This window comes from Bacillus sp. FSL K6-0073, from assembly GCF_038006085.1.
GTDB classification, from domain to species: domain Bacteria; phylum Bacillota; class Bacilli; order Bacillales; family Bacillaceae_G; genus Bacillus_A; species Bacillus_A cereus.
This window is the reverse complement of the sequence record NZ_JBBOUN010000004.1, coordinates 85,110-108,410: the sequence shown is the minus strand read 5'-3', so window position 1 is coordinate 108,410 and position 23,301 is coordinate 85,110. Positions and strand designations below refer to the sequence as shown.

The window sequence follows — 23,301 nt, the reverse complement described above, 5'->3', positions numbered from 1 at the left end:
ATACATGGGAGAAGCGTTTTTCTCCCTTCTTTATCAAAAATAGGAGGCGTTCATATGGGAAAAGAACAAAGACTCACATTTTATGATATTGCCGCATCACAAGCTCATAGTGTTAAAACTTTTGATGGAAAAACATACGAACTGAAAGGCACCATTGCAATTGAAAATAGCACAGGAAGCATTGAAAAAGTAGCTCAAATTTATTATCAAGTTCGTTCGGTGAGGGATGAACATCAAAATTTAATTGCCAAACGGAAACATAAACAAGCGGAACTAGTAGCTGTAAAACAAAAGTGTAAATAAAAAAAGCGATTTTGAAGTGTGCTGAGAACATAGCACAAAGTAATTTGCTCTTTGACAATTTAGATATATATTGCGTATATCTTCCTTTCAGTAATGATGTAGAAGGATGATATACGGCTTTCAATATATATGCGTGCCTCCCTTGAAACGGTCACTAGAGGGGTTAGGTATACGATTATCGTTAGAAGAGTGCGTACGTAAAACTCATATCTGTGACCATTGGAAATGCATTGTATCAAAAATCTGTTTGCGCTAGTGATCGTGAGGAATATCCCATTTTGACATTCTAAAGAAGCGATAAACCATACAAACAGTAGATACATAAGGTTCTACGTTCATGCCAAAATACGTAGTGCGGTATTGGGCATATAGAAGCTAGGTCGGGGTTAGTTTCTATACGCATACCAATACAGGGTTCGTCATTCCAGCCATAAATGATATTTCCATTTTCTATCCCACTTTCCTTTAAATGTTATAAAATAAAGACAGATGTTGAAGTTTAAAAGTGTCTCATCACACTTCAAAATCGCTTATTAAAATATGACATAGGGAGGAACATACATGAGTCGTAAAGGGTGGATCATTTCCGCTGTTGTTGGACTGTTAATTGCAATTGGTATTGGTTCAACATTTGTCTTTAGTTCGGGAAAAGGGGAAGTAATGGAACTTAGTCCGTTAGAAATGAAGAAGTTCATGAGTGAGGATGGCACAGGTTTTGTTATGCTAAATTCCACTAAGAAGAAAAGAGAGAATTGGCTTCACATTATAAAAAAAGCAGCGCAGCAAGAAAAAGTTCAGATACAAGAATTGAATGAAAAGCGTGAAGATGTACCAGGTTCAAGCAACCCTTATGATTGGGGATTATCACAAAGAAGAGATTCCCTGGCTTATTACGAAAAAGGAAAATTGAAAAAAGATATTGATTTTTCCACATTTAAAGAGTCAGAACTTGAAAAAGAAGTTACCTATTTTGTTCAAAATTGCAAAGAGCAATATCAAAAGTAATCACATAATCATTGAAAGACCAACTATGAGAAGTCAAGGAGGATTTTTTATATAAATAGGGGGTGTTTCTCTAAAAAAGGGCGTATCAAATAAACCTAAGGATTTTCAAAAAAATGAGAAGTTCATGTTTCTGTTGTGTGTGGTGGAATTTCATAAGGTTTATTGCTTTTAAGAATGGCATAGATAATGTAACACAGCTTTCTAGCTACGGCTCCTATACAAACATAGTAGTGCTTTCCTTGTTTTCGTTTCTTTTCATAAAAGGCTTTTAATACAGGGTCATGTTTATGAGCTGTAATAGCCGCCTGGAATAAGGCTCTACGCAAATGAGAAGAGCCACGTTTGGATATAGACGTACCTGAGGATTCAAATTGCCCAGATTGGGACACAGAGGCATCGATGCCTGCGTATGCGACAAGTTTAGATGGTTTGTCAAAGCGGTGTATATCCCCAATTTCACTTAGTATAGTGGCACCTAAAATCGGTCCAACGCCAGGTATTGTCATGATAGGAGTATCTAAATCAATTAAAAGTTGTGACATTTCTTCTTCACACTCTTTGATTTGATCTTCGATAAAACGAATTTGCTCCATCAACATTTTTAGTTGAAAGGAAAAAGCGTTTTTACAGAAAGTAACACCAAACGAATTAGAGGCTAATTCCATTAGTTTGTTGGCTGTTTTCTTCCCAAGTCGGTTACGACTGGTTTGCTCAATTATTTGTGTTAAATCATCAATAGATATCTGTTCATAGTCACTAGGAGAGGAATATTCAAGTAAGATTTGTGAAGAAGTTTTACCAAAAACATCCGAAAAGATGCTTTGGTACTCTGGGAAAGTCTGATCTAATACGACAAGAGCTTTTCTTTTTAAATCACTCATATTACTTACAAGCGCATTACGAAAGCGGCTCATTTGTTTTAGAGCGAACATTTTCTCGTCCACAAGTGGAGTTTCAACAAAACGGCCGAATCGAATGATATCGGCAATCATAGTGGCATCAATGGCGTCTGTTTTCCGCTTTCTAATTTCTGTTCCTTTTCGCCAGGCATTGGTTTGAATTGGATTTAATACAACGACTGAGAAGCCATGATCCAGTAGAAAAGAATAAATGGCTAACCAATAATGTCCTGTTGCCTCCATTCCAATCATTATTTCTGTAGGAGACTCAATGTATCGGTACATCCAATTTAATAGTGCTTGTCCACCTTCTTTGTGATTCTGAAAGGGAAATGGCTTAGTAATAGGTTTTCCAGTTTGATCGATAATGGACGCATAATGTTTATGTTTAGCGATATCAATACCTAAATAGAACATAGCTTACACCCCTATTTTAATCAGTGTTAGATAGTGTTGTCCTCCTCTGAACTAATAAGCGCTACTACCTCGTAAGAGATACGAAGAATGACCAATGGTCATCAACATCCAACTCATTCGTAAACTACTTATTAGACAGAGGTACCATTCTTTCAACCGAATACAAAGATTCAAGGAGGTGGTCGGCAACACTCTATCTACAAATTTAAGTATCTCATAAAAATAGATACTCTTGGGTTTATAGGTACATCCCGTCCCTAAAAAACCTAACTTAATCATACGAGGTGGTGATACAGTGGCGATAACACAAAGGAAATTAAAAAAAGAAAAAGATATGGTAGCAAACCTATTAAGAGCCAATGGTCAGGATTATAACCATTGGCTTCATTTACATCATCAGAAATACATTGAAGAAAATCAAGATCTAGTAATGAAGGCTTTGCAAGCTTATAAAGCAATATCAACAGAAGTAAAAGAAGACAGCAAGGCGAATGAATCAAGTCAGCTTAGTAACGTATAAGCATTTAAAAATGAAAAGGGAGTGAATGTATATGTCAATGTTGGAAACATTATCTCAAATGTTAGTGTTAGGTGATGCGATGGATGGTCTAATTAATACAGGTAATTCTTTTATTGCATGGATGCAAAGAGGGGCAATGGTTAGTACAGCGATTGTATTTTGCTGGGGCGCTTATCTATTAATTTGGGGCGGTGAACGAGGAAGGCATAAATGTATTTGGTGGTTTCTTGGTGGGGCAGCCGGACTCGTTATTGTAATGGGATGCCAATACTTAGCAGAGAGTGTAAATAGCAATGTGAAATTTGGTCAAATCTTATTCCCGTTTTTCTGGATGAAATAGTGAAAAAATATAATTAAGGCAATGAGGAGGCTATGCAAAGGGTATGGCTTTTTTTGTTGCCTTTTTTTCATAGAATTTTAGTTTTATTAAGCAATCGGGGTGTTAATTATGAGATTACCAAGTGTATTGGAGAGCGTTTCGGTTATTGGTAATATACAACCGATCATGACAGTACCAACAACAGAAGGGCTGTTAAGAGCTTTGACATTCTTCATCGTTATTTGGGTATTGATTTCTGTTTTTTGTATCTATCATAAGTACGCAACCCATAAAGCTGAAAATAGTAATTCAAGAGATCAGTCGAAGTGAATTTAAAGTAAACGGAAGAAAGGAGAAGCCATGTTTGTCATTTTTAAGAGTAGCAATGGAACAGAAATTGAGTCGGGTAAGCAATATTCGTTTCATGAAGCTTATATCTTAACAAAACGATTAGAACGTATTTATAGAGAAGCTGGGCGACAAAAACATATTGATTTCGATTTGTTAGATGGTCATGCTAATGAAATTTATAACGGTACATTATCACTTGGTTCGAGGTATGCAGATCACATTTTTGATCACATTTCTAAAAAAATGAATGTGATGCAATTAGATCCGGAACAAGAGGAACAAAAGAAGGAGCTGTTAGAAACATTAGAAAGAGAAATCAATGATTCTCCTTTTCATGAAGAATCATCAGAAAGGAAGGAAGAACCCTCTTATAGTCCAGCGGATGAAGTAAAAACACTAGTAAAGCCTGGAAAGGAAAATAGAAAAGGATTCAAGATTATTGCGAGTGTCATAGGAAGCGTGGTGTTAATTGGAGCTGGTGCCATATTTGCCTTTAAGTTATTCTCTTCCGAACCAGTTTCGAGTGCAAATGCTGGCTCTGAACAATATGTAGTAAAAGGATTACAACAGGCAGCCATTCAGCAGTATGGAGAAGCCGTTAAATACTTCGATAAGGTCAATTACACAGAATTAGATAAAGATAGTCAGAAGGCAGTTCTATTTACTTATTTATTAAATGGAAAGGCAAATAAGGCATTACAATATGAACCGAAATTTGCAGAAAGTGTGGTTGCTTATTTTATTGGGATAGACAACATGAATAAAATCAATGAAATTGATGTCAAAAATGATGTAATCGACTTTGAAAAAGCAGCACTTAATAAGAAATATGAGGAGGTAATTAAGCTTAAGGGTAAAGTCAATATGGACGGTAGACGTGAAAAACTTATTGTTGAAGCTTTTGTACATCTAAAAAAATATGAAGATTGTTATTCCTTTGCTAAAACGCAAGGAAATAAAAATGTAATGAAAGAGGTCAAAGAATTAGAGAAACGAGATATTCAACAATCTACGATAAGTGAAGAAGAAAAGAAAGCTAAGATTGAAAAAATTGATAAAGATCTACAGAACATCTAAGGGGGAGAGAATAACATGCCTTTAAATTATGAGAATCTGTACAAAAAAATGGGAATTGTTTTTCTTGGTGGTTCATTGATATTAAGTACGACAGGTTGCAGTTGGTTTGGAAGTAAGGAATCATCAAAAAGTAAATCAGCTATTACAAAAAAAGTAGATAAGAATAAGCCGGATGAAAAGAAAGAAGATCTGAACAAAAATGATTTTGAAGCAATTACAGAAAACGCAATTCAAAGTAAGGATAATGAAGTTGCTTATGTACTCGAAGAGCTGGATAAATCAAAAATTAATTTTAAAGAAAAATCTATTGTAAGTAATCTTCAAAATGGGGATGACACCACTTCTCGTGTTCTAGCACTCTTTGATAAAGAAACAACAGATAAAACACTTCAAGATACAACAAAAGATAATGTGATTGCAGCTATTACAGATAATAAGCCACAAGTCACCGTGAATGGAGATCATTTTGCATTCGGCGATCAAAATATTGATTCTTCAGTAGCGAGTATAGGAGATATTCTTCCACCAGAGAAGAAACCAGATGCAATTGTGAACCCACCAATTATAACGGAGGGTGAGAATGGTAATACGGAAAATACAGGGGCAGAAAAACCAAAGCCACCTATAGAGCCGGAAAAACCAACAAATCCAGAGAAGCCAACAGAACCAGAGAAACCAACAGAACCAGAGAAGCCGACAGAACCGGGAAAACCAACAGAACCAGAGAAACCAACAGAACCAGAGAGACCAACAGAACCAGAGAAACCAACAGATCCAGAGAAACCAACAGAACCGGGAAAACCAACAGAACCAGAGAAACCAACAGAACCAGAAAAACCAACAGAGCCAGAGAAGCCAACAGAACCAGAGAAACCAACAGAACCAGAGAAACCGACAGAGCCGGAAAAACCAACAGAGCCAGAGAAGCCAACAGATCCAGAGAAACCAACAGATCCAGAGAAACCAACAGAACCAGAGAAACCGACAGAGCCGGAAAAACCAACAGAACCAGAGAAGCCAACAGAACCAGAGAAGCCAACAGATCCAGAGAAACCAACAGAACCAGAGAAACCGACAGAGCCGGAAAAACCAACAGAACCAGAGAAGCCAACAGAACCAGAGAAGCCAACAGATCCAGAAAAACCAACAGAACCAGAGAAGCCAACAGATCCAGAGAAACCAACAGAACCAGAGAAACCGACAGAGCCGGAAAAACCAACAGAACCAGAGAAACCAACAGAACCAGAGAAACCAACAGAACCAGAGAAACCGACAGAGCCGGAAAAACCAACAGAGCCAGAGAAGCCAACAGATCCAGAGAAACCAACAGATCAAGAGAAACCAACAGAGCCAGAAAAGCCAACAGAACCAGAAAAGCCAACAAATCCAGAGAAGCCGACAGAGCCAGAAAAGCCAACAGAACCGGAAAAACCAACAAATCCAGAGAAGCCAACAGAACCGGAAAAACCAACAAATCCAGAGAAGCCGACAGAACCAGAGAAAACAACGAATCAAGAAAAGCCAGTTCTGAAACAAAATGAAAAGATGGTAGCGAGTAAATAAAGAAAAAACAACTGGGATTGCCAAAAAGGTACTCATAAAAAGAGTACCTTTTTAATTTGAAGCTAGATTGAACAGAGGTGATACTTTGATATGTATAGTGAAAAGATATCAATCAAATATAAATTAGCTGAAAAAGAAGTACTCATTCCATTGAGTGCTTTTTTGTTTGTTGGAATGTTTTTGATCGCTAATTTTTTACTCAACTTATCTTTAGAGCTGATAGAAACAACATTTAGTGATTTATTACATCCTAAACCATTTCATATGGAGGTAGGATTTCTTTTTCAGATGCCAATTGCAGAATATCCAATTTACTACATGCTTGTTTTCCTTGTAGTGATTGGAACTATAGCGAGAACAGTGTACAAATTGAAATCTTCCTTTAAAAACTTAAATAATCATCAGAAAGGATCTAGTCGTTTTACAACAGTTGAAGAGCTGAAAAAACAATATCGAGCTGTACCGGATCGAGAGGAATCATTTAAAGGTGGCGGTGGTGTTGTTATTTCACGATTAGGTGACAAGGTATTTATTGATGATAGTCCGGTAAACAATTTAATCATTGGTACAACACGCTCTGGTAAAGGGGAAACCTTTGTATTTCCTACAATTGATGTCTATTCTAGAGCGGAACATAAACCATCCCTAATTTTTAATGACCCAAAAGGTGAGCTCTTCAGTGCATCGAAAGAAACACTGGAAGAGCGAGGGTATCATATTGAAGTTTTGAACTTGTTAAAGCCACTTGATTCCATGAGTTATAACTTATTGCAGCTTGTCAAAGATGCTTATAAAGATGGGGATTATTCAACGGCACAGGCATTATGTAAAACACTCTCACACACTTTGTTTTATAAACCAGGTGTTAAAAAGATCCTTTTTGGCAAGATTGTGCTATGAGCCTATGCAACGCTATGGTTTTAGCTATAACAGATAAATGTATTGCAGAAGGAACAGAAGAAAAAATAACGATGTATGCAGTAGCTAACATGTTATCAGAACTTGGTTCGAAAGAAATAATAATAGATCCAGAGGAACCACCTAAAAATGCATTAGATTTATACTTTGAAGGCTTACCAGCGGATAGCGTTGCGAAAATGCAATATGCAACTTCTAATTTCTCAAAAGGGCAAGCAAGAGGTGGGATTTTCACTCAAACAATGAACGGACTTTCTATTTTTACATTTGATGAAATCGCTAAAATGACAGCGAAAAATAGTGTGGATTTGAAACGTGTCGGTTTTGGAAAAACGATAAAAGGAAAAGTGACACCTAGAAAACGAGTAGAAATTGTATTTTCAGATGGCTCAAAGGAGTCTATCAAAGCAGATATTACAGGACGTTTTGCATTAGATTTTAAACAAGCAATACAAGTTGGAGATACCATTCAATGTAATGAAAAGGAAAATCCTCAAACGAAAACATCTATTACTGTTACAAAAATAGATAAAAAATCGGGTCATACAGAATTTAAAGTAGTAGAAGAAAATGAAGATATGGAAATAACAAAAGTGGATTATTTCGATAAACCAGTGGCTATTTTTATGATTACACCAGACTTTGATTCTTCGAATCATGTGATTGCTTCTATTTTTGTAAGGCAGCTTTATTTTATATTGGCAAAGGGTGCGTCCCTTGCTCGTGGAGGGAAATGTCACCGTGAGGTGGTTTTTTGCCTAGATGAGTTTGGAAATATGCCGAGTATTGAAGGAATGGCAAATATTATTACAGTTTGTCTCGGTAGAAATGTTCGCTTTAACCTTATCATTCAAGCATATTCACAATTAAAAAATAAGTATGGTGAGGATGCAGATACGATTGATGGAAACTGTGGGAATACCATTTACATTCTAACTAACGATCAAGAAACCGCCGAAAAAGTGTCCAAAAAACTAGGGAATCAGACGATTAACCTACCTTCTCGAAGCGGAAAAGGTCTTTCTACTGATAAAAATAAAACGGAAGGTTTAGATCAACGCCCACTGTTAACAGCAAATGAACTTATGAATTTTAAAGAAGGAGAAAGTGCCGTTATTCGTGTTATAAAACGTCAGGATAATAACAGAAAACGGATCAGACCTCGCCCAATTTATAATACGGGAGAAACAGCCTTAAAATACAGATGGGAGTACTTAGGCGTAGAATTCGATACAGATAAATCTATTTTAGATATAGATATTGATTCCCTACATGATGACGTAAATCCAAATTCACTCATTGTAGATTTTTTAGGAGAAAGAAAGGAAAAACCATCAGAGCCGGAACAGGAAGATTTACCACCAGTAGAGACACCGCAGCCAATAGAAGAACCAACCATGATGGGAATTGATGAAGAGATTCCGGAAGAGGCGTTTCAGCAGGAAGATAGCCCGTTTGATTCTCTCACCATTGAAAATTGGAAGGGAAAAACGGTTAATGAATTTTTTGAATCTGATTTAGCGGTTTTAAAACTGGTCGATAAGTTCTTTTTAGCGCAGTTAGGCAAATCAATAGATGAAGTTGAAAGTCAAGAAATGGGCGAGTTTTACAGTGAATTTCAAATGTTAGCTCACAATGACCACATTGACAAAAGTGTTTATCAAGCAGTCGAAAATAAGATTAATCGAATCTTGCGTGATTTAGAAGAAAAAGAAAAAGTAACAAGTTAGAAAGCACTCAAATAATTGAGTGCTTTTTTGATTCCAAACATAAAGGAGGAAGAGGGAATGTGTGTACCGACAATCACGGATAAAATGCAATTGATTTTAGATAGTTACTCGCCATTTGTAACAGAAGAAAATGAGGTCATTCTTGGTCTAGAAGATGCGGTTCTTTTCCTTTCAGTAGATCGGGAACAAAAAGGTAAATTGATTATTCGTATTGACAGATTGAATGAAAGAGTGAATTGGACAGTAAAAGAAGTATTAGGGAAGTAATAAGCATGAGAGGAGGATAAATAGTGAAAGATGAAGAGATTTTAAAAACTATAGAAGCGTTCTCGGATTATCTTCAAGTAGGAGACATCGTGAATTATGTATTGCGTTGGCTAGGATGGTTCCTAATTGTAGGCTTATCTTTAGTTGTAGATGCTTTAGAAGGTGTGACAGATGCCATACTGGGTATTAAAGGATTCTTTAATTCACCGGAAATACAAAATTTTGTTGATATGTTATATCCATTGTTTGTCGTTCTTTTAGCCATATCATTTTTATATATTGGCTACATGTTCATTATGAACAAACAAATGAACCGTTCTCAAATTATCATCAATATTTTTATAACACTGAGTGTACTTTGTTTATTAAGTACTGGTATGACAAAGGTTGATAAGTTCACCGATGATGCCATAGCAGTTGTAAAATCAGAACAAAAAGGCTCGTTAAGTGATGAAATTATTAAGAAGAACATAACAGATATTGCAGTAATAGATGAAAATAAATGGAAAAAGAAAGAAGACATGAATCCGAAGAATCATATTCCAAAAAAAAACATTAGGCAGATAGATATTACTGAAAAAATAGATAAAGATTTTGAATTTGCAAAGGATAAAAAGTTATCAGATGATGGACAAGAAATTTTGAAAAATAAAAGAGTAATGGATGGGATGGGAGTTGCATCTTTAGCTGAATTAAAAGATGGATGGTTTGATTTCTTCCCAGAAAAGTATTATCGCTGGCATTGGAATTTTTGGAACATATTCTTTACTTTACTGATAACAGGATTAACTTTGTTATTGGTGAGTATTAAATTAGCTAGGTTATTTTATGAATTGGCATTTAACTACTTGTTAGCAAACATATTAGCACCAGCCGATGTTGCGAATGGTCAAAAGTTAAAAGCCGTGTTATCCAATATTCTCAATATATTTATAGCAACGATTATGATATTCCTATCTTTGAAGCTATATATAATGGGAACGGCGTTTCTCCATGACAAATTAAGTGGTGTTCCATATCTTATCGCATTAGCCGCATTTAGTATGGCAGTTTTAGATGGCCCGGCAGTCGTAGAAAGGTTATTCGGGATTGATATTGGATTAAAGAGCAGTTGGGGTATGTTAGCAGGTGGTTTCGCACTTGGTAAAGGAATTGGCAGTCTTGCAAATTCTAAACCAATGAAGGGTCTAGGAAATATGATTGGAAAAGGGGCGAAAGGTGCAGCAGAAGGAACTGGTGTTGCGGCAGCTAAAACAGCAAGTGCGGCAGCAATGGCAACAGGTGGCATGACTGGTCTTATAAGTGGCTTGAAAAAAGGGAATGATTCCGAAAATAAAGAGTCCTTGCAAGATCAAATGAAAAAAGCGGATCAGAAAAAAGCTAATGGTAATGATTTAGCGAAAAAAGAAAAAGGGAACTTAAATAAGGAAGAAGGTAAAAAGAATGGTGGTATGCCATCTATTCAAGAAGATATGAAAAAAGAAGGGAATGAAAATCTAGGGGTAGCAAATGGTCAAGAATCGGGAACAACAAGTCTTCAAGATGAAATGAAAGAAGCTGGAAAAACAAATGGAGAGAGCGCAGGAAGTCAAACACCAGGAGGCGTAAGACAAGGAGCAAGTGAAGGGAATCAAACACCAGGAGGTGTAAGACAAGGAGCAAGTGAAGGAAATCAAACACCAGGAACGGTAAGACAAGGAGCGAGTGAAGGAAGTCAAACACCAGGAACGGTAAGACAAGGAGCGAGTGAAGGAAATCAAACACCAGGAACGGTAAGACAAGGAACAAGTGAAGGAGTTCAAACACCAGGAGGCGTAAGACAAGGAGCGAGTGAAGGAAATCAAACACCAGGAACGGTAAGACAAGGAGCGAGTGAAGGAAGTCAAACACCAGGAACGGTAAGACAAGGAGCGAGTGAAGGAAATCAAACACCAGGAACAGTAAGACAAGGAACAAGTGAAGGAGTTCAAACACCAGGAGGCGTAAGACAAGGAGCGAGTGAAGGAAATCAAACACCAGGAACGGTAAGACAAGGAACAAGTGAAGGAGTTCAAACACCAGGAACAGTAAGACAAGGAGCAAATGAAGGAAGACAAACATCAAGCCCGGCACCAGTAGAAACACCAAAATCAGTACCAAGTGGAAGTAGCTCGGCACCAATGGAAACACCAAGATCAGTACCAAGCGGAAGTAGCCCGGCACCAGTGGAAACACCAAGATATCAGTACCAAGTGGAAGTAGCCCGGCACCAGTAGAAACACCAAAATCAGTACCAAGCGGAAGTAGCCCGGCACCAGTAGAAACACCAAGATCAGTACCAAGCGGAAGTAGCCCGGCACCAGTGGAAACACCAAGATCAGTACCAAGTGGAAGTAGCCCGGCACCAGTAGAAACACCAAGATCAGTACCAAGCGGAAGTAGCCCGGCACCAGCCGACATTGTAACAGTGACACATAGTAGTCCAATTATTCCTTATGAAAGTGATAAAGAAGTGGCAGCAAGTAGAAGTCAAGAAACACGGACATTAGGACAATATACAACCGATAAAGTTAAAAATACAACATCATCTGTGAAACAAAAGGTAAGAGGAGTGCAAGAGCGCATTCATAATTCTGAAACGGTACAGAATACAAAGCGTTTTTATCAGATGGGGCAAAACACGGGTAAAAGTTGGAGAGATATTGTAAACAAAAATAAAAAGAATACAGATGAAAAATAAGCGTAATCGTACGCTTATTTTTTATTGTCGAAAAGGAGGGAATCTCGATGAGAAGCTATCGGATTCCGAAGGAAATCAGTACAGAATTAAGGATTAATAAAGTACTTTATTTAATAGATTTCTTTTTATTAATTGGCTTATTAGTTGTAACGATGATTCTTAGGAACTTCGTACATGATTCCTTTCAGTTACCATTTATTCTTTTCATGGTAGCTATTGCAATTATCATGATTTGGCGACCAAGTACGAATCCTCAAAAACGAATGTATGAGGTATTGATTATTACTTTGCTAAGAAGGAAAGGTGCATATTGCGCCATTGATAACGATCAATAAGGGAGGGATCACATATGGCGTTATTCAGTGAAAAAGATGTAGAGAAAGAAGAGCCAAAACAATTAGAAAGACCGAAGAAAAATGCATTTCGATTTAACGAAAAAAACGTAAAAGAATCACTTTCTGAACCAAAAGAAATTGTGAAAGTGGTACCCAACAAAAAGAAAGAAGAAAGAACAAAGGCAGAACCAAAAGTAAAAAAACAGAAGAAAGAAAAGCCAAAGAAAGACACTTCGAAAAAGAAAAATCCAAAACTGTTAGGTTTTTTATCTAGAAAAAAGAAAGAAGCGCCACCAAAGGTAAAGAAAAGTATTGCGGAAATTATGCAAATTGTAGACATGACGGAGGATGGCATATTTGAACTGAAAAATGAGGAGTTTTTAGAAATTCTTCAAGTCGAAGGTGACGATATGTTCTCTAAGAATAGTGATGAACAAGCATTTGTTATCTTCTCACATGCGTATTTTTATCAAGCCTACAAACAGTCCATTAAACTCGTTTTTTTAAACTTCCCATGTCAAACAACCGAACAACAACGATATATTGAGAAGAAAATTAAAGAATGTACCAGTCCTTTGTATGAACGAATTTTAAATCAAAAGTTAAAAGAACTGCAGTTTTTAGAATGGGGCAGAACCAATCGGGAAGCCTTCTTATTTATTTACGGAGAAACGGAATTAATCGTAAAAGAACGTGTAGATGCAGCAAAACGATATATCAAGCGCTCTACTGAACTATTAGAGGTGGATGAAGAGAAAAAGTTAGAGCTTATGTTTAAATTGTTCAATCAAAATGCAAAATTAGGAACGAAAAATATATGGTAGTAAGGGGGCAACAATATGTTTGCGTTCAAGAGTAAAAAATCTAAAAAAGAAAAACAAGAGGAACTAAAAAAGAAGAAAGGTTATAACCCCTTTTTAGTAGCTAGAGTTCAGCCACAAGGGGGAATTAGTTTTAAAGAAAGTTATTTTCAAACAGGTGATGGATTAGGTACTTGCATTCATGTCTATGATTATCCAACAGAGGTAAATGATTTTTGGTTAGAGCAAATTATGAATATGCCAAATGTGATCACAACATTAGATGTCATGAGTGATAATCGAAATGAAGTTGTTGAATCGATTAATAAATCCATGAGTGAACAAAGTGTTCGGCATGATACAGCGAAAGATAATATAGATCGGATCGATGCGAAAAATGAATTTTTAGAGCTGGAAGCTCTCTATACGGATTTGAAACAAGGTGAGGTCATGAAACGTATTCACATTCGTATTTATGTTTCCGCTAGAACAATAGATGAGCTAGAAAAACAAGTAAAAGAAATCCTGGAAACATTAGAATCTTATAACTTTCGAGGAGCTGTCTTTTTAAATGAACAAGAGTATGAATGGGATGCACTCGTAACGAGCTTTGATACACAAAAAAATTATGTGAACCGAAGAAAAGGGAAAGAAATTCCGGCAGTCAGTTTGGCTGGTGGGTGTCCGTTTCATTATTCCTATTTGCACGATCCATACGGTACGTATTATGGAACAACGAAAACAAAAGGAAATGTTATTTTTGATATCTTCCATAAAGACAATCAAAGAAAGAGTTATAACGGTGTAATGATTGGGAAGTCTGGTGCGGGGAAATCAACATTGTTAAAAAAGAAAAGTGTGGATTATGCAAGTAAGGGTCATTTTGTTCGGATATTTGATGTTGTAGAAGAGTTTACAGATACAGTGAAAGAACTAGGAGGAAAGACCATCTCATTAGACGGTTCTCAAGGTCAAATTAACCCACTTCAAGTGTACAAAACAGCAGAACTTGAAGAAGTTAGTTTCACTCAACATCTATCTAAATTGACAATTTTTTATCGATTCATTGCGCCAGAAGCAAAAGATGATGAAATTAAAGAATATGAAAATTTGCTTCGTAAATTATATATTCGTATGGGATTATGGAATGACGAAAAAGGAGCGAAAAATGAAATTACAACAAGAAAATCAAAAGAATATCCGATTTTCTCTGACTTTTTAATGTTTGTTCGTAAAGAATTATATCAAGATGTAGAAGCTAGAAAGCATCATGATAATTTAGGAGACAGTAGAATTCATCGTTTAGAATTAATTGAATTAAATCTTACAAATTTAGTAGAAGCATATGCAGAATTATTTGATGGTCATACTACAATTGAAGATTTCAAGAAAGAACAAGTTGTATCCTTTTCCTTACGGAATATATCCAGCTTTAAACCAGAAGTATTCCAGGCACAGATCTTTAATGTGTTAAATCTCCTTTGGGATGAAATGATTTCAAATGGTGCACCTCAATTAAAAGCCTTTAACAAAAAGCAACTTGCTTTTGAAGATGTAACTCGTTATTTCATTATTATTGACGAGGCGCATCATATCATCAACACGAAAAAAGAAAGCGCTCATGCTCTACAATTTTTAACGAAACTTAGCCGAGAAGATCGAAAATACTTTGCAGGGCTTTTATATGCAAGTCACACGATTCGTGATTTTGTACCGGAAGGATCTTCACAAGAAATGATTGATGAAATTAAAAAACTATTTGAACTTACACAGTACAAATTTATCATGCAGCAAGATAATAACAGTTTAGATATGTTACGAAAAGTATTTGCAGGACAGTTAAGTGAAAGTGAGATTGCAGCGATTCCACATTTACCAACAGGGGATGTCATTTTAAGTATTGGAGCTGTAAAAAACATTCACTTCCATGTAGAAGTAACAGACGAAGAATTGATGTTATTCGGGGGAGGTGCTTAATACCATGCATCTAGTTTTGAAGGTTATACCAAAGAAATGGCTCATCACTTTAGCGCTACTTGTGATGGGTCTTTTTTCTTTTCTTTTACTTGGAGTCGTTAGTATTTTCATTGCGGCAATGGGGAGCGATAGCGGAACGGACACGGGTGACATTACGTATACAGGTGAAGGGCAAGTGATGAATGTATCGCCCGAAGTTTTGAAATGGGAACCTACGATTCGGAAGCATGCGAAAGCCTTTGGCGTGGAACCATTTGTTGCTTTAATGCTTGCACAAATGATGCAAGAGAGTGGAGGACGTGGTAGTGATCCGATGCAGAGTTCCGAAGGCGCATTTAATACGAAATATTGTAAATCACCAAACTGTATTACAGATCCAGACTACAGTATTTGGGCTGGTGTACAGGAGTTTAAACATGCGATAGAAAGAGCCGGAGTAACGAGTCCTGGGGATATGGATCATATTAAAACAGCCCTTCAAGCCTACAATTTCGGGACAGGATTTTTTGATTTTGTTGGCGCAAATGGTGGCAAGTACACGAAAGAATTAGCAATTAAATTTTCACAACAACAGTATCAAAAAGTAAAACATACCGGAATGTATCATTGCCTTAGACCAGAAGCCGTACCATATCAAGCGTGTTATGGCGATATTGTGCGCCCATAAGGGGACAAGGAAAAACGGTGATTGCAAGCCGTTAGGTTAACCTTAAATGACCTAGTATCACTTGGTTTACCTTGGAGGGAAACTGAAGGGGGACAACAGCATGCCAAGAAAGCCGTAAGTTGGTTAAGCATCAAGCCACGACTGAACGGCGAGATATAAAATACGAATAAGGATAAAAGCTAGACTGCTTGAACGATAGCACAAGGGAGGCTACCGTAACTAATCTCGGAAGATGCTTACAAACGAGATTTAACAGATGTCATGAGGATAGTGAATGTCATCCTACATGAATAAGGTCATCTGTTGCCCGCTTCTATATGGAAGAAACGTGTGAACGTCGTATCCGAAATTGTATGTGCAAGTTCCTTGTCTACTAAATGGGGATTGCCTAAGTCAGAACGCCCAAATGGCTATTAAGGATAACTTCAAGACCCAACAGTCAAGAAGTATGGCTTATGAATATCTGATATGGCAACGGAGCCTTCATAGTAGTCAGAGCTAGGGAAAGCCTAGTACAAGGCGAAGGAAGGCAGTCTGTTAGCTTATTACCAAATTGGGGAGGTGCGAAAGGCACTATGCAATGTCCAAAAGTAGTATTAAGCAATCTGCGAAAGAAGAGTCTTGATAAAAAGTATCAATATACAAGACTCTATCGAAATCTTTACAATCCAGATTTCTTTTTACTGGCATACAATAATCTAAGTAAAAACGATGGCGCATTAACTATGGGAGTAGACCAAAGGTCTATTGATGGATTTTCTATGGAAGAAGTAGAACAGCTCATTGAAGTGCTGAGAAACAAGCGTTATCAACCCTATCCGTCCAAAAGAGTTTATATACCGAAGAAAAATGGTAAGAAAAGACCCTTAGGAATACCAAGCTTCTGTGACAAATTAGTGCAAGAAGTTATTCGTATGATTTTAGAAGCAATCTATGAACCGAATTTTTCCACTTCTTCACACGCGTACCGGAAAAATAAAAGTTGTCATAGCGCTCTATTAGAAATAAAGCGTACTTTTACAGGAAGTAAATGGTTCATAGAAGGAGATATTCGGGGTTTCTTTGATAACATTGAACATCATACTTTAGTGGAGATTCTGCGAAGAAAAATCTCCGATGAAAACTTCATAGAACTCATTTGGAAGTTCTTACGTGCGGGGTATTTAGACGAGTGGAAGTTTCACAACACATATAGTGGAGCTCCACAGGGTGGTATTATCAGTCCGATACTCTCAAATATTTACCTTAATGAATTGGACGTATATATGGAATGTTTTAAGAACAACTTCAATCAGGGAAAGAGACGAAAGAAAAATCCTGAATATGAAAACGTGCGAAGTAAAATGCGTAGGCTTGAGAAGAAAATTGATAATACCAATGAACATGATGATTCTGATAGTATCGAAAACTGGAAAGAAGAAGTGAAGGTACTGAAGAAAAAGCTGAAACAAATGCCTTACAGCGATCAAATGGACAATGAATATAGAAGACTTACCTATGTAAGATATGCAGATGACTTCTTGATAGGAATTATCGGTTCAAAAAAGGATGCCCAACATGTAAAAGAAGAAATAGCAAAATTTCTCAAAGATAAGTTGAAATTGGAACTGTCCATGGAAAAAACGTTAATAACAAATGCATCAAATAAACAAGCCCAGTTTCTTGGATATGAAATCAAGATATTCAAAAGCCAAGCAATTCGTACGGATAAATTAGGTAGAAAAATAAGATTGTTAAATGGCAAAGTCCAATTAAAAATGCCACATAAAGCATGGGTAAATAAGTTACAAAAGTACCAAGCCATCCAAATGAGTGCCAACGGCACTTGGAAGCCTAAACCAAGAAATTACTTTCAACGAAATGAAGACTTAGAGATTGTTTCCCAGTATAACAGTGAAATACGTGGATTGTATAACTATTATCGACTAGCCGAGAACGTGAGTAATCATATGCATAGGTTCACTTACTTCATGTTTTATTCGATGTTGAAAACATTCGCTACGAAATATAGAAAGCGTACCAAACATATTCGGAAAAAGTACATGAAAAATGGACGCTTTACAGTGGAATATGAAACAAAAAGAGGAATAAAACAAATCCACTTTATCGAGCGCAATTTTCCGAGAATAAACGGAATTTCTAAAGAGCAAACAGATGTTGTGCAAAATACTAGATACACAATGAGTACAACAAGGCTCTCAGACCGAATAAAAGCAGAAACGTGCGAATCATGTGGACGAAGCAATACAACCATACACATGCATCACGTTAAAAGGTTGAAAAATCTTCGGGCAAAGTCGAATAAATCATATCTCGAACAACAAATGATAGCGAGAAATCGTAAAACAATCGCTCTTTGTAAGGAGTGTCATTTAAAAAGACACAAAGGCGAGATATAAAAATGCAGATGACAGATGGAGAGCCGGATACATGGAGACATGTAAGTCCGGTTCGGAGAGGAGCATTTGGAAACCTATCACAGAAACGTGGAAAGGCGCTGGGTGCTTACTCTACTTGTACGTTGACGCAGTTTTAAAATATTATCAGCCAGGTTCTGTCGTTTCTGGTGGCGGAGGAAATCCAGGAAGTGGCGGAAGCAGCGGTTCGAAAGTTGCCGATGTAGGTCGCCAATGGATAGGACGTTCTACCTATGTATTTGGTGGAGGACGTAACACGAATGACATCGCAAGAGGGATTTTTGATTGTTCAAGTTTTGTACGCTGGGCGTTCGAACAAGTAGGTATGTATACCAGTCCAATAGGAGCTGTAAGTACGGAAACATTAAATAAAATTGGTACAAAAGTATCAGCAAATGATATGAAACCAGGTGACGTTATTTTCTTTGATACCTACAAACATGACGGACACGTTGGTATTGTAATTGATAAGAATACTTTTATTGGATGTCAAACGAATAAAGGTGTTTCTATTGAAGATTTAAATAATCCGTATTGGAAAAAAGTCTTTTCTGGTCATGTAAGAAGGTTCTAAAAACCGAAAGAATAGGAGACTAAAAGAATGAAAGATAAACGAAAATCTTTGTTTATTGTGTTTGTCATTTTAGTTGTAGGTGTAACAGCTTTTAATATCTATTTGAGCAAAAAATCAATGAGTGATGGCAAAGAAAAACAGTTAAAACTTTCAAATGAATTACTAACAAAACAAAATGAAGACTTAAAAAAACGACTGGATAAGGTACTTCCTTCCGCACAAGAACAACAGAGAAGGGCGTATTTATCGACAGCCGAAACGTTTATTCAATTATCATTTCATCGAGAAAAAGAAGGCTACAGTGAGCGGAAAGAAAAAGCAAAATCCATTATGAGTGAAGAACTTTTACAACAATTTTATCCGACTGATAAATACGAATTAGGAGATACGTATAAAACAAAACCAATAGAAATGAAGTTTTATTTACAAGAAAATGAACCCGATAAAGAGGAGGTAAATGTGTTAGCTGAATTTATAAATGTCACGACAGATTCAACGCAAAACCGAGAAGAAAAAGTAAACAATGTGTTACGAATCATCATGAAAAAAGAAAATGAAATATGGCGAGTTACAAGTGTGGAAGAGTTAAATATGAAAGTTTTATAACGAAAAAGGTGGGGTGAGAGTGTGATAGGAGCGATTGGTAAGAAGAGTGAAAGAATCAATCTAAGAAAAAATAAGTCGTGGATTTACTTAACAATTATCAGCTTTCTATTTTTGGGTTTTTTCGCTTTCTTGACATCAAAAATTTACATGCCAAACGATGAAAAACTATTCCATACAGAGACAAATAAAGTAATTAAGTTGTCGGGTATGGGGAAATTGATTGTAGAGAAAAGGGAATACAATCCACACAAAAACTTTATACAAATTTACTTTCGATTAGAAGGATATGAGGAAACAGGATATACATTTAAAGCACAGCAAAAAGCAAATCCAGGTGTTCAATTACCTGTCAAAGTATTGTACGAGGAGAACGGAAAATACGTTGTAGAAGTAAAAGACTTATCTCCGAATTGGGGAGCGTTAGCTTTCGATATTTACAATAAAAATGGTGAGAAAGAACAAATGGATATTCGTAAATTCACACAAGATGTTAACGAAACTGAAGAAGAAAATGCAGCAACAAAAAGTCCGAATAAATTAGTTCAGACGATTTTTACCGATCAAAGAAAAACAAAAGCGAATGACGAATTGATAGCTGAAGATAAAAAAACATATGAGCTAGATTTTATAGAAAGAGACAAAAAGGATATCGAAACAAAGATAAAAAATTATGGGAAAGCAATCAAACTGGAAGAAGAAAATGCGAAGACAGTTTATGAAAAAGTAAAAGAATTACAAGATGAAATGAAGTATCAAACGGAAGCAGAAAAAACGGAAACACAATCAAAAATAGCATCCTTAGAATCTAAAATAAAATCATCAGAAAAGAACGTGGAATTGTTTAAAGGAGAACAAAAAATTGCACGAGATAAAATCAAAAAGTTAGAGCAAAAGGCACAAGAAATTAATAAAAAGTGAAAAAAGATATAGGGACACAATGGAGACATTGAGGTGAAATAAGGGGACACGAAAGGGACATTAAGAAAAAATAACGGGACATGGTGGAGACATTAATAAAAAAAGTAGGGACGTAATGGGGACATTCAACTTCTTTTCTTGCCCCCATCGTTTCGCTAGGCTCCGCCTAGCCCCACACCCTCGGTGGGGGCAGAAACCCCTTATGCTCTTCTCGCTATTTTTGATCTCTACCCAGAATTGCAGAAAGGAGCGGAAATTGTGAATCTAAAAATAAGAGATATAGATCCAGTTGCCTTAAAGAAAATAGATGAAATCGCAAAAAAGAAAGGATTATCCAGACAAAAGTTTTTGAAAGCTCAAATTGAAATGTTGGCATTCTTTCAGCAACAAAATAAAAGGGAAATGGAGTTAGAAAATCTTATTGAAAAGAACATCCATATGATGAGTGATTGTTATAGCGCAATGGAAAAAATGAATGAGTTTATTCAAATGATGATGCAGGATGTTGAAAATGAGTAATGCGGTTCCTGTTCAGTCTTCCGTCACACCAGGTGTTGTTTTAAAAACGAAATTTGTGTTACCAAGTTCCGATGCGTTTCAGAACTATATTGATTATGTAGATCGAGAGGAAGCGAAAAGTGAAGTGAAGCTGAATCCGAAAATGTTCGAAACGTATCAAGACTATATGGGGAATTCAGAAAAGACATCGGCACTATTTACGGAACACGCAAATCGTTTAACAGAAAGTGAAAAAAAGTCCTTAAAGGAAATGTTTAAAACCGCCCATGAGAATGGAAGTATCATGTGGCAAGATGTCATTTCTTTTCATAATCCTTGGTTAGAGAAACAAGGAATTTATGATGAGAAAACAAAAACATTGGATGAAAAAAAGTTAATGGATGTAACACGGCTTGCGATGAAGGAAATGCAAAAAAGAGAGGGTTTGGAAAAAAGCTCTATCTGGTCGGCAGCCATTCACTTTAATACGGATAATATCCATATTCATGTTGCAACTGTTGAACCATTTCCAACGAGAGAACGTGGCAAAAGAAAACCAAAAACATTAGATGCAATGAAGGGTAAAGTCGTAAATAATTTGTTAGATCGTAAGCAGGAACAAAAACAAATTAATGATCTGATTCGAAACAATATGGTGGGAAGGAAAAAAGAAGATTCCGTTTTTGATTGGCGTAATCAACATTTGAAACCATTGTTTTTACAAATCTATAAACAGTTACCAAGTGATAAAAGACAGTGGCAATATAGCTACAATACGATTCAACCATTAAAGCCGCAAATTGATGAATTAAGCAGTCGGTATATTCAACATCATCATAAAAAAGATTACGATCAGTTTCTTCAAAAGTTAGATAAAGAAGTGAAAGTTTTTAAAGAAGCATATGGGGAAGGAAAGTATGATAAGAAGCAATATGAAAATTACAAGACGAACAAAATCAATGATTTGTATAAAAGAATGGGTAACGCTTTTTTACAAGAAATGAAGGCATATGATAAAGAACAAAAAAGAATCCATCACATGAAAAAATCAAAGTCATTTCGAAAATTTCAGCAGAATGTATCTATTCAGTATTCTATGAGGAAAGTGGAAAGTGCTTTTAAAAGTGAATATGAAAGTTGGAAAAATCAAAAGTATTATGAGCGTATGCAAAGGGAAAATGCATATGAAAATGAGAGGGGTTAGATCATGGAGAATAAAAAAATACGAATGAAGTTATCGTTGAATGAAAATGTCCATCAATACATTCAAGACTACATGGATGAAAATAATATTACTCATCCTGGTGATGCTATATCAAAAATTTGTATGGAGCATCAAGCATCAAAAAGTTCAGAATGGTCATTGAATTATATTTCCGAAATTGTATCAAAGAATCTACACGATGTGTTGAAAAGTGAACTAACAAAAATTCGTCTTGGTGCAAATAGTGCGGATAGAAATACGCAAATTTTAATTGAGTTATTAAATGGTTATTTCTTTTTAGAGGGTGTAGATAGTCTTATTACGACTGATAAACAAGAGATGGGAAGTGTGAAGATAGCAAAAGAAGTCGTAGCCGAACGGATTAGTAACGCAAGACAAAAACGTTTAGATCATGAGGCATCAAAGAACAATGTAACGTAAGCTACATTGTTTCTTTTTATAAAAAAACAGGAGGTTATTAGGATGTTATTATTTCGTGAAGATATCGCATTAGGGGTCATTAAAGAGGTTGGAGAAGGTGAACTTATTTTACTTGTAAAAGAGGAAGAACTAACAATCAAAATTACACGAGAACAAGAGGAAGAACTTGCAGTTCATGTCATGAATCAAGAGAATATGTTAGTTCCGATCAATGTAAAAACTCATGAGCTTTTCTTTGATACAGCTGAGAGATGGAATGAAGAAGATATGGAAGAATTATTGGAAGCATCTAAAGAAAAGTAAAACAATAAGTTACTGTATTGAAACTAGATGGCAAAAAGTTATCTAGTTTTTTTATTTGAAAAAGGAGGAATTGGCATTGAAAAATTTATATTTAATCACAAGGGATACTGAATCAACTGAGGCTGGAAAAGAACATGATGAACTAAATTTATATACCCAAAATAAGTACCCACATTTCAAAGAAATTCCATATAAAGATGGTGAAAAGAAATGGACACATTCTTCCTTTCAGTTTGAAATGGTAGCAACGGCAGAGCAAGAAATAGAAATAATTCAAGTGGCATCAACTTTCGCAAAAATATATGGGTGGAAGGGCATTGATCTTTGGAAAAAAGAAATTAATGTTCAAGACGAATATGAAGATGGAGTTTATATAGAAGTAAGCGAAAAAGGCATACCTATAGGTTACGAGATATTTTTAGGGTTCACTGACAATTGGAATGTAAATTTTGATGAACTAATAAAAAATTAAT

Annotated in this window: 22 protein-coding genes and 3 pseudogenes; 24 read left to right on the top strand and 1 reads right to left on the bottom strand. The window is 36.1% G+C overall.

Annotation, left to right across the window (positions count from 1 at the left end):
- Window positions 1-54 precede the first annotated feature (54 nt).
- Window positions 55-303: a hypothetical protein gene (locus tag MHB52_RS34670; RefSeq protein WP_061664918.1), complete on the top strand. Its 249-nt coding sequence runs from the start codon at window positions 55-57 to the stop codon at window positions 301-303.
- A 561-nt stretch (window positions 304-864) separates the two neighbouring features.
- Entirely contained in the window at window positions 865-1,308 is a 444-nt protein-coding gene (locus tag MHB52_RS34665) for a hypothetical protein (RefSeq protein WP_002169617.1), read from the top strand.
- A gap of 122 nt (window positions 1,309-1,430) precedes the next feature.
- On the opposite strand, the gene MHB52_RS34660 is transcribed toward MHB52_RS34665, so the two are convergent.
- Complete coding sequence (locus tag MHB52_RS34660) at window positions 1,431-2,624, bottom strand: IS110-like element ISBth13 family transposase (RefSeq protein WP_061663050.1); 1,194 nt, start codon at window positions 2,622-2,624, stop codon at window positions 1,431-1,433.
- 295 nt (window positions 2,625-2,919) lie between these two features.
- Here MHB52_RS34660 and MHB52_RS34655 point away from each other — a divergent pair, with 295 nt between their 5' ends.
- From MHB52_RS34655 to MHB52_RS34555, 22 genes and pseudogenes are all read left to right on the top strand, one after another.
- Window positions 2,920-3,144 carry a hypothetical protein gene (locus MHB52_RS34655; protein WP_061663563.1) on the top strand — a complete coding sequence of 75 codons (225 nt, stop codon included), beginning with the start codon at window positions 2,920-2,922 and terminating at the stop codon, window positions 3,142-3,144.
- 31 nt (window positions 3,145-3,175) lie between these two features.
- The gene (locus MHB52_RS34650) at window positions 3,176-3,484 is read left to right on the top strand and encodes a hypothetical protein (RefSeq protein WP_000062187.1); all 309 of its coding nucleotides are present in this window, start codon (window positions 3,176-3,178) and stop codon (window positions 3,482-3,484) included.
- Window positions 3,485-3,592: 108 nt separating this feature from the next.
- Window positions 3,593-3,793, top strand: a complete 201-nt coding sequence (locus tag MHB52_RS34645; RefSeq protein ID WP_061663564.1) for a hypothetical protein — start codon at window positions 3,593-3,595, stop codon at window positions 3,791-3,793.
- 30 nt (window positions 3,794-3,823) lie between these two features.
- Window positions 3,824-4,891: a hypothetical protein gene (locus MHB52_RS34640; protein ID WP_061663565.1), complete on the top strand. Its 1,068-nt coding sequence runs from the start codon at window positions 3,824-3,826 to the stop codon at window positions 4,889-4,891.
- A 15-nt stretch (window positions 4,892-4,906) separates the two neighbouring features.
- A complete protein-coding gene (locus MHB52_RS34635) occupies window positions 4,907-6,454 on the top strand; it encodes a hypothetical protein (RefSeq protein ID WP_340769098.1) in 1,548 nt (515 codons plus the stop codon).
- Between the two features lie 90 nt (window positions 6,455-6,544).
- Window positions 6,545-9,102, top strand: a pseudogene (locus MHB52_RS34630) (VirD4-like conjugal transfer protein, CD1115 family).
- A gap of 57 nt (window positions 9,103-9,159) precedes the next feature.
- Window positions 9,160-9,369, top strand: a complete 210-nt coding sequence (locus tag MHB52_RS34625) for a hypothetical protein (protein WP_061663416.1) — start codon at window positions 9,160-9,162, stop codon at window positions 9,367-9,369.
- Window positions 9,370-9,392: 23 nt separating this feature from the next.
- Complete coding sequence (locus tag MHB52_RS34620; RefSeq protein WP_445661879.1) at window positions 9,393-11,624, top strand: pLS20_p028 family conjugation system transmembrane protein; 2,232 nt, start codon at window positions 9,393-9,395, stop codon at window positions 11,622-11,624.
- Window positions 11,625-11,710: 86 nt separating this feature from the next.
- On the top strand, window positions 11,711-12,088 hold the full coding sequence (locus tag MHB52_RS36920; protein ID WP_061663079.1) for a hypothetical protein: 378 nt from the start codon (window positions 11,711-11,713) through the stop codon (window positions 12,086-12,088).
- Between the two features lie 47 nt (window positions 12,089-12,135).
- Window positions 12,136-12,423, top strand: coding sequence for a DUF5592 family protein (locus MHB52_RS34615; protein ID WP_061663080.1), 288 nt, complete (start codon window positions 12,136-12,138; stop codon window positions 12,421-12,423).
- A gap of 14 nt (window positions 12,424-12,437) precedes the next feature.
- On the top strand, window positions 12,438-13,247 hold the full coding sequence (locus MHB52_RS34610) for a hypothetical protein (RefSeq protein ID WP_061663081.1): 810 nt from the start codon (window positions 12,438-12,440) through the stop codon (window positions 13,245-13,247).
- 15 nt (window positions 13,248-13,262) lie between these two features.
- Window positions 13,263-15,200: a VirB4 family type IV secretion system protein gene (locus MHB52_RS34605; RefSeq protein ID WP_012263720.1), complete on the top strand. Its 1,938-nt coding sequence runs from the start codon at window positions 13,263-13,265 to the stop codon at window positions 15,198-15,200.
- A 4-nt stretch (window positions 15,201-15,204) separates the two neighbouring features.
- Window positions 15,205-15,858 (top strand): annotated as a pseudogene (locus MHB52_RS34600) (lysozyme family protein); the annotation flags it as partial.
- A 584-nt stretch (window positions 15,859-16,442) separates the two neighbouring features.
- Entirely contained in the window at window positions 16,443-18,266 is a 1,824-nt protein-coding gene (locus tag MHB52_RS34595; protein WP_061663082.1) for a reverse transcriptase domain-containing protein, read from the top strand.
- Window positions 18,267-18,381: 115 nt separating this feature from the next.
- Window positions 18,382-18,858 (top strand): annotated as a pseudogene (locus MHB52_RS34590) (C40 family peptidase); the annotation flags it as partial.
- Window positions 18,859-18,885: 27 nt separating this feature from the next.
- Window positions 18,886-19,464: a hypothetical protein gene (locus MHB52_RS34585; RefSeq protein WP_061664324.1), complete on the top strand. Its 579-nt coding sequence runs from the start codon at window positions 18,886-18,888 to the stop codon at window positions 19,462-19,464.
- A 21-nt stretch (window positions 19,465-19,485) separates the two neighbouring features.
- Window positions 19,486-20,382, top strand: a complete 897-nt coding sequence (locus MHB52_RS34580) for a hypothetical protein (protein WP_000578559.1) — start codon at window positions 19,486-19,488, stop codon at window positions 20,380-20,382.
- 258 nt (window positions 20,383-20,640) lie between these two features.
- Entirely contained in the window at window positions 20,641-20,901 is a 261-nt protein-coding gene (locus tag MHB52_RS34575; RefSeq protein WP_061664323.1) for a hypothetical protein, read from the top strand.
- Window positions 20,894-22,084 carry a MobP2 family relaxase gene (gene mobP2, locus MHB52_RS34570; RefSeq protein ID WP_061664322.1) on the top strand — a complete coding sequence of 397 codons (1,191 nt, stop codon included), beginning with the start codon at window positions 20,894-20,896 and terminating at the stop codon, window positions 22,082-22,084. Before MHB52_RS34575 ends, mobP2 begins: the two co-directional genes overlap by 8 nt.
- Window positions 22,085-22,087: 3 nt before the next feature.
- The gene (locus MHB52_RS34565) at window positions 22,088-22,525 is read left to right on the top strand and encodes a hypothetical protein (RefSeq protein ID WP_061664321.1); all 438 of its coding nucleotides are present in this window, start codon (window positions 22,088-22,090) and stop codon (window positions 22,523-22,525) included.
- Between the two features lie 42 nt (window positions 22,526-22,567).
- Entirely contained in the window at window positions 22,568-22,828 is a 261-nt protein-coding gene (locus tag MHB52_RS34560; RefSeq protein ID WP_061664320.1) for a hypothetical protein, read from the top strand.
- Window positions 22,829-22,904: 76 nt separating this feature from the next.
- Complete coding sequence (locus MHB52_RS34555) at window positions 22,905-23,300, top strand: hypothetical protein (RefSeq protein ID WP_061664319.1); 396 nt, start codon at window positions 22,905-22,907, stop codon at window positions 23,298-23,300.
- Window position 23,301 lies beyond the last annotated feature (1 nt).